This window comes from Nocardia sp. 2TAF39, from assembly GCF_052114905.1.
GTDB lineage: Bacteria > Actinomycetota > Actinomycetes > Mycobacteriales > Mycobacteriaceae > Nocardia.
Map to the genome: position 1 here is coordinate 56,767 of NZ_JBFRFQ010000042.1, position 7,310 is coordinate 64,076.

Here is a 7,310-nt window from a genome sequence, read left to right on the forward strand (position 1 = left end):
CCGACGCGATCACCGCGTCGCCACCTCGACGCCCGACTTCTCGGCACGCGCCGTAGCCAGCAGCTCCTCCGCGTGCGCCCGGCCGGTCTCGGTGTCGTCGAGACCGGCAAGCATGCGGGCCAATTCGATGACGCGCTCGTCCTTGGTGAGCGCACGAACACCGCTGTCGACTTTGCCCTTGCCGTTGTCGGACTTATCGACCACCAGGTGGGTGTCGGCGAACGCCGCCACCTGCGGCAGGTGAGTGACCACGATGACCTGATGCGTGCGGGCGAGCCGGGCCAACCTGCGGCCGATCTCGACCGCGGCCCGGCCGCCGACACCAGCGTCGACCTCGTCGAACACCATGGTCGCGCCGTGCTCGGAGCCGGCGAGCACGACCTCGAGCGCCAGCATCACGCGCGACAACTCACCACCGGAGGCGCTCTTGCTCAACGGCAGCGACTGTGCGCCCGAATGCGCCGACAGGCGGAACTCGACCTCATCGATGCCAGACGAACCGGCGTGCAGTTCCTGCCTGCCGACAGTGAGCGGCGCGGAGTCCTGCGGACTCGCGGGCAGCGGTCGAACCTCGACCTCCAGGCGCGCCTTGCCCATCGCGAGACCACCCAGCTCGGCACTGACCGCGGCCCCCAGTTTGCCCGCCGCCTCGGTTCGCGCGGCGCTCAGCTTCTTCGCCGCCTCCCGCACCCGCTCGGCCGCGACGTCCACCTCCGCGGCCAGCTTGGTCAGCGCCTCTTCCGACACGTCGAGCGAGCCGAGCCTGGTGCGCGCCTCATCGGCCCAGGCAATCACACCGTCGATATCGGGCGCGTACTTGCGGGTCAGCGTCTTCAGCTCGGCCTGCCTGGTGAGCAGCGCGTCCAGTGCACCCGGATCCGAAGGCAGGTCCGAGAGGTAGCCGCTCAGCTCGGTGGTCAGATCGACCACCACGGCAATGGCGTCGGTCAGGCGAGGTGCGAGGGCGATCAGCGCGGGATCGTCGGCCGATTCGATGCGGGCGCGCGCGGCACCGAGCAATTCCAATGCGCCGGAACCGTCTTCGGGAGCGTCGGCCGGTCCGGCCAACGCGTCGCGCGCGGTGGCCGCCGCCTCACGTAGCGAGTCCAGGTCGCTGAGCCTGCGGACCTCGTCGAGGATGCGCACGTCCTCGCCGAGCTCGGGTGCGATGGCGTCGATGTCGTTCAGCGAGTGTTTGAGCCGGTCGGCCTCGAGCGCCAGTTCCCTACTGCGCGCGGTCCGTTCGAGCAGTTCGTTCCTGGCTTCCAGCCAGGAACGGCGCTGGACTTGGTATTTCCGCAGCAGCGGACCCACGGTGTCGGCGGCGAACTGGTCAAGCGCGGACAACTGCTGATCGGGGCGCTGCAAGCGCAGCTGGTCGTTCTGGCCGTGCACCGTCAACAGGGGCGCGGTGAAATCGGCCAGCACCGACGCGGGTACGCCGCGACCGCCGAGGTGCGCGCGCGACCGTCCGTCGCTGCCGACCGTGCGGATGGCGATGATGCTGCCGTCGTCGTCCTGTTCGGCCGCTGCCGCTTCCAGAACCCGTGCGACCTCCGCACGCGCCGCGTCGTTGACGTCGTCGATGGTGAACCGGCCCTCTACCACGGCACGGGATGCACCGAGCCGGACCCGGCCCGCGTCGGCCCGCGCACCGCTGAGCAGATGCAGGCTGGTAACCACCATGGTCTTGCCCGCACCGGTCTCACCGGTCAGGCAGGTCAGCCCCTCGTGGAACTGCGCGGTGGCTGTGGAAATGACGCCAAGGCCGTCAATCCTGATCTCTGTCAGCACTTGTGCTCTCCGTTCGCCGTCGGCCACGCCAGCCTGTCACGGGCAATTGGAACTTGCGCACCATCCGGTCGGCGAACGGTGCGGAGTCCAGCCGCACCCAACGCACCGGCTCGGCGCCGCGGACCGCTTCCACCCGGCCGCCCTTCGGCAGTGCAAGCGTGCGCCTGCCGTCCAGGAAAACTATCGCATCGTGACCGGTCGCAACGGATTCGACCGCGATCCGCGACTCCGGGCTGGTCACCAGCGGCCGCGCGAACAGGGCATGGGCGTTGCTCGGAATCACCAGCAGCGCTTCGAGTTCCGGCCACACCACCGGCCCGCCCGCGGAGAATGCGTAGGCGGTCGATCCGGTCGGCGTGGCGATCAGGATGCCGTCGCAGCCGAACGCGGACACCGGGCGACCGTCGACCTCCAGCACTACTTCGAGCACGCCCATGCGCGAGGCATTTTCGATGCTCGCCTCGTTCAACGCCCAGCCGCTCTCGACCACCTCGTCTTCGACCCGGACCGTGACGTCGATGGTCATCCGGTGCTCGATCGTGTAATCGCGCCGAACCACCTGCGCCAGCGCCTCGTCCAGGTGCTCGGCCTCGGCCTCGGTGAGAAACCCGATGCGGCCGAGGTTGATTCCGAGCACCGGCACCGCAGCCGGCCGTGCCAACTCGGCGGCGCGCAGGAACGTTCCGTCACCACCGAGTACGAGCACCATCTCGCAGCCGACTGCCGCCCGGGGCCCATGCTCGACCACGCGCACCGGGTATCCGCCCGGCTCGGCCTCGAACCGGGTGCTGTCCGCCTCGTCCGCGAGCACCCGCAGGCAGATGCCCGCGTCCGCGAAGATCTTCGCCACCCGGTGGGCGGTCTCGATGATCTCCGCCCGGCCCGGATGTGACACCAGTAAAATTTCCCGGCCTTCGGCCCGTGCCAGCGCGTTCACTGTGGACCCTCCTCAACCGCACGTTCAACGAGGACCGCGACCTGCTCGCCGTCGTCTTCGAACTGCCCGTCCTTGCGCAGCCACAAGAAGTATTCGACATTGCCCGACGGCCCTGGCAAGGGGCTCGCCACTACTCCGACGGTACGCATGCCGAGTTCCGCCGCCGCGGCGGCGACCGTGCGGACCGCTCCGGCCCGCAGCGCGGGGTCACGCACCACGCCGCCGGAGCCCACACGCTCCTTACCCACCTCGAACTGCGGCTTCACCATCGGCAACAGGTCGGCGCCTGGCGCCGCGCAGGCCACCAGCGCGGGCAGGACCACACCGAGCGAGATGAACGACAGGTCGCCTACCACGAGTTCGACGGTGCCGCCGATCGCTTCGGGAGTCAGGTGGCGCACATTGGTACGATCGAACACTCGCACCCGCTCGTCATTCCGCAGGCGCCAGACCAGCTGGCCATAGCCGACATCGACCGCGATCACCTCACGCGCCTCGCGCGACAGCAGGACGTCGGTGAAACCACCGGTCGACGCGCCCGCGTCCAGGCACCGCTTACCCGCGACCGAGAGCCCCTGCGACTCGAACAGCTCCAGCGCGCCGAGTAGTTTGTGCGCCCCGCGCGATGCCCAGGAAACCTCGTCGGGTTCCACACGCACCACCAACGGCGTGCCCGGTTCCACAGCGGTCGCCGCCTTGACGGCGACCGTTCCAGCTATCAGGACGCGGCCCGCACCGATCAGCTCGACCGCGTGCTCTCGCGATCTCGCCAATCCGCGGCGAACCAGTTCCGCGTCCACTCGCGAGCGTCGGGCCACTTCAGATCTTGTCCACCGTGGCCAGTGCTTGAACGAGCACGTCGTGTGCCTGCTCCAGGATTCGGGCGCGACGGGTGATATCCGCGCCGGACTCGGCGCTGTCGGCCGCCGCCTTCGCTCCGGCCCAGCCGGTGCGAATGTCGAGTTCGGCGAGCAGGCTGTCGACCTCTCCGCGAATCCGGTCCGGGTCGGCAGGCTCCGGGCGCCCTTGCACGCCCGGCAGATGCTGACCGGGCAACGGGCCCCCGGGGCGGGGACCGTTCGCCCGGGCGGCGTGCAGCCCGGGGCCGTTGGAACGGGGCATAGGAGTAGTCATCGTGGCGTCAACGCTATCGGATTTCCGAACTGGACGCGCGAACCGTCACGGCTCGCCCCGGGTTGCTTCGCAAGGCCTCGCCCAAGCCGCTGTCGGACGCGAGCTCAACGGGCGAATAGTTGAGAGCATCCAGGGAGTCGGAGACATAGGTGGGAGTCTGCTCGGCAGCGGCGTCGCGCAACTCGTCCAGGGTGCTCACGCCGGTCAGTACCAGTAGCGACTCGAGGCCGACGCGGTTGGCGCCTTCGATGTCGGTGTCGAGACGGTCGCCGACCACCAGCGCGCTGCGAGTGTTCGCGCGGACGAGGGCATCCTCCAGCAGCGGCGCGTACGGCTTGCCCGCCACGATCGGCTCCCTGTCCGACGCGGCACGCAGCGCGGCGACCATCGCGCCGTTGCCTGGAGCGAGGCCACGTTCGTTCGGCAGGGTCTTGTCGGTATTCGCGACGACCCACAGCGCGTCGGCACGCAAGGCGTAGGCAGCCTCGGCCAAGTCCGGCCACGCCGTGTGGGGTGAATGCCCTTGCACCACAGCCGCGGGAGCGGCACCGTCGAAGCGCCGAATCGAATGGAGACCGACCGCATCCACCTCGGCGGCCAGATCATCGGTGCCGACGATCAGCACCCGCGCGCCCTGGTCGAGTCGTTCGGCCAGCAGACCGGCGGCCGCCTGCGCGCTGGTCACCACATCGTCGGTCGCCGCAGGAAAGCCGAGTTCGGCCAGGTGCGCGGCCACGACGTCCGGACTCCGGCTGGCATTGTTCGTGACGTACACGAGCCGCTGAACCGCCCCGCCCCCGTCAGCCAATGCCTGTGGGGCACCCTCGATCACCGCATGACCGCGATACAGTGTGCCGTCCAAATCCAGCAGCAGGGCCTGGTAGCGGTCTCGTAGTCGGTTCACACCACTCTCACTCCGTGTCACCCGATCGGCGTGTTGCCGACGCACACCGCCGGACCCTCCGGCGGTACAGCCATCTCGGCAAGTCCGAGCCATTCGAACACTACGCCAGACGAGGAACAGCAAAAGCGTGGCGTCAGCCACTTCGCGGCTCGGATCGTCGGTGCCGCGCGACGGTTTCGAGCAGCACTCGTCAGTGCTGATCACAGCATCGTCCGACTGGACCACTTCCGCTCCGGCACTGCGCGTCACACCTGTCGACCATGGTTCGAATCCGTACGCGCCTCGCAGTGCCGGGAGAAACGCACCGATGTGCGGAACCGAACGCAGCTGTGGCGCAGGGAACGAATACCTACCGCAGACGGAGTGGGTGCTCTGCGGTCGCTCGCGTTGGGAGAAATCCGTCACTTGCGGGCCGAGCCGATGGCGGAGCGACTACGCGGAGACAGGCTCGAAGCGGACGGCATCGGAGTGTATGTCGGCGAACTTGGAGTCGGCCGGGTCCTCACGAGAGTGACGAAGCGACATGGCCGCAATGGCCTGCTGCACTTCAACCTGAGCATCGTCCGATCCGCCGTGGCCGTCGGTGCCCGAGTTCATGGAAGAACCTTCACCGACGGCGCTGCTTCCGGCCGTCCGAGCCGAGTGTCCTTCCCCTTTCCGAGGAGTGTCCGGTCGCCCACGGCTGGCTACAGGTCGATGTCACCCGTGAGTTCGGCGGCGCGTTCTTCCGCATCGGTTTCGCCGTCGAGGTCGGCGGAGGCGGCGTTGAGGAACCAGGTGAGGCCCTCGTCGGTGCGGCCTGCGGCGACCAGTGCGTCGGCGTAGGCGTAGAAGAGGCGGGCCGCGGCCGAACCGGTGCGTGCCGGATCGAGATCCGACGTCTGCAGGGTAACGACGGCTTGGTCGTACTGGCCGAGATCCATTCGGGCTCCCGCGACGACGATGCGCAATTCGGTGGCCTCGTCCCCGCGCAGCGCGCGGGCCTCGTCGCTGCGGCCGAGTTCGATCGCGCGTTCAGGACGGCCGAGGCCACGTTCGCAGTCGGCCATTACGGCCAACAGGCCGAACCCGCCGGACATCCGGCGGGCAGTTCGCAGCTCCGAGAGGGCTTCGGCCCATTCGCCCGCGTGATAGGCGGCGACCCCTGCCGTTTCGCGCACCACGGCGATCCGACCGGCGCGCTGGCGCGCTGCCCTGGCATGCGCGAGAGCCAAACCCGGATCGTCATCGATGAGTCGCACGGCCATCACGAGATGACGGGCGACTGTCTCCGCGTTGCCCTTGTCGAGGCTGAGCAGATCGCGGCGGACGGCAGCGTCGAGATCGGCGGGCTGGACGTCATCCGGCAGATCCGGTTCTTCCGGACGCGGCGGACGACGGTCGACCGAACGGCCACTGCCGGCGCGTGCGCCCTCGCCGCCGCGACGGCGATCCTGCGGCGCATCACCGCGTGCGGCCCACTCGGGACGGTCCGAGTCACCGCGACGGTCGCCTCGGTCGAACCCACGACGCTCACCGGCATCACGGCCTTCGCTCGTCCCTCGGCGTTCCTCGGCATCACCACGGCGCGCGAAGCCGGAGTCGTCGCCCCGCCGACCGGCACCGCTGCGGTCGGCCGAATCACCGCGACGGGTGGACCCACCACGCTCTCCCGAGGCGCCGCGACGGGCATCGCTCCGGTCCCCTGAATCGTCACCGCGACGGCGGAAACCGCCACGCGAATCCGTACCCCGGTCGGCGCCGCCACGCCCGCCGGAATCGCCACCTCGACCGAACGCGCCACGCGAATCACCGCGACGCTCGCCGGAATCACCGCGACGGTCGAACCCGCCACGCCCGCCGGAGTCGCCGCGGCGATCTGACCCCCCACGCTCGCTGCTGCGGCCGTTGAATCCCCCACGCTCGCCGGAATCGGTACCGCGGTCGAACCCGCCACGCTCGGCCGCATCGCCCCCGCGATGGAAGCCACCAGAGCCACCACGACGGTTGGCGCTACCCCGGTCGCCGGAGTCCTGCCGCCTGAATCCACTGCGCTCGGAGAGCCTGTCGCGCTGTCCGGAGCCGCCGCGCTCGTCCGAATCGCCACGGTTGAACCCGCCGGCGGATTCTTCGCGGCGCTTGAACCCACCGCGCTCCGATGAATTGTCGCGTGAACTAGAGCCGCCCGACTCGCCGCGTCGTTTGAAGCCACCGCGTTCACCGGAGTCGTCGCGGCGGTTGAATCCACCGCTACGCTGGCCCGAGCTGGAGCGCGGGCCGCTCTCACGGCTGTCGCCGCGCCGACCGGCCCCGGAGTCGGGAGCGCCGCGCCGGAAGGGCTTCCGATCGTCGTTTTGTTCCGGCACGGTGCTCCCTTTCTAGATTTCGCAAGAAGTAAATAGGGCCCCACGAATTCAATCACGTGCCGGCGGTGGGGTGGGGGCACGGCGAAGTGGTTCGAGTACGGTCTGGTGCTCAAACGACGATAGGGGACCCTGGTGTGGGTCCCCTATCGTGGAAGGATGTTCCGGCGGTGTCCTACTCTCCCACACCCTGTCGGGT

At 69.2% G+C, this 7,310-nt stretch carries 6 protein-coding genes and 1 pseudogene; all 7 read right to left on the reverse strand.

The window, feature by feature from the left end:
* Positions 1–9: 9 nt before the first annotated feature.
* Positions 10–1,794: a DNA repair protein RecN gene (gene recN, locus AB4Z47_RS23695; protein WP_441953621.1), complete on the reverse strand. Its 1,785-nt coding sequence runs from the start codon at positions 1,792–1,794 to the stop codon at positions 10–12.
* Positions 1,772–2,731: an NAD kinase gene (locus tag AB4Z47_RS23700; protein WP_441953623.1), complete on the reverse strand. Its 960-nt coding sequence runs from the start codon at positions 2,729–2,731 to the stop codon at positions 1,772–1,774. Before AB4Z47_RS23700 ends, recN begins: the two co-directional genes overlap by 23 nt.
* The gene (locus AB4Z47_RS23705) at positions 2,728–3,549 is read right to left on the reverse strand and encodes a TlyA family RNA methyltransferase (protein ID WP_441953625.1); all 822 of its coding nucleotides are present in this window, start codon (positions 3,547–3,549) and stop codon (positions 2,728–2,730) included. Before AB4Z47_RS23705 ends, AB4Z47_RS23700 begins: the two co-directional genes overlap by 4 nt.
* Before the next feature lies 1 nt (position 3,550).
* Entirely contained in the window at positions 3,551–3,865 is a 315-nt protein-coding gene (locus tag AB4Z47_RS23710) for a hypothetical protein (RefSeq protein ID WP_441953627.1), read from the reverse strand.
* A 13-nt stretch (positions 3,866–3,878) separates the two neighbouring features.
* Positions 3,879–4,769: an HAD-IIA family hydrolase gene (locus AB4Z47_RS23715; RefSeq protein ID WP_441953629.1), complete on the reverse strand. Its 891-nt coding sequence runs from the start codon at positions 4,767–4,769 to the stop codon at positions 3,879–3,881.
* A gap of 432 nt (positions 4,770–5,201) precedes the next feature.
* Positions 5,202–5,366, reverse strand: coding sequence for a hypothetical protein (locus tag AB4Z47_RS23720; protein WP_441953631.1), 165 nt, complete (start codon positions 5,364–5,366; stop codon positions 5,202–5,204).
* An 89-nt stretch (positions 5,367–5,455) separates the two neighbouring features.
* Positions 5,456–6,451: pseudogene (locus tag AB4Z47_RS23725) on the reverse strand (hypothetical protein); the annotation flags it as partial.
* Between the last annotated feature and the right edge of the window lie 859 nt (positions 6,452–7,310).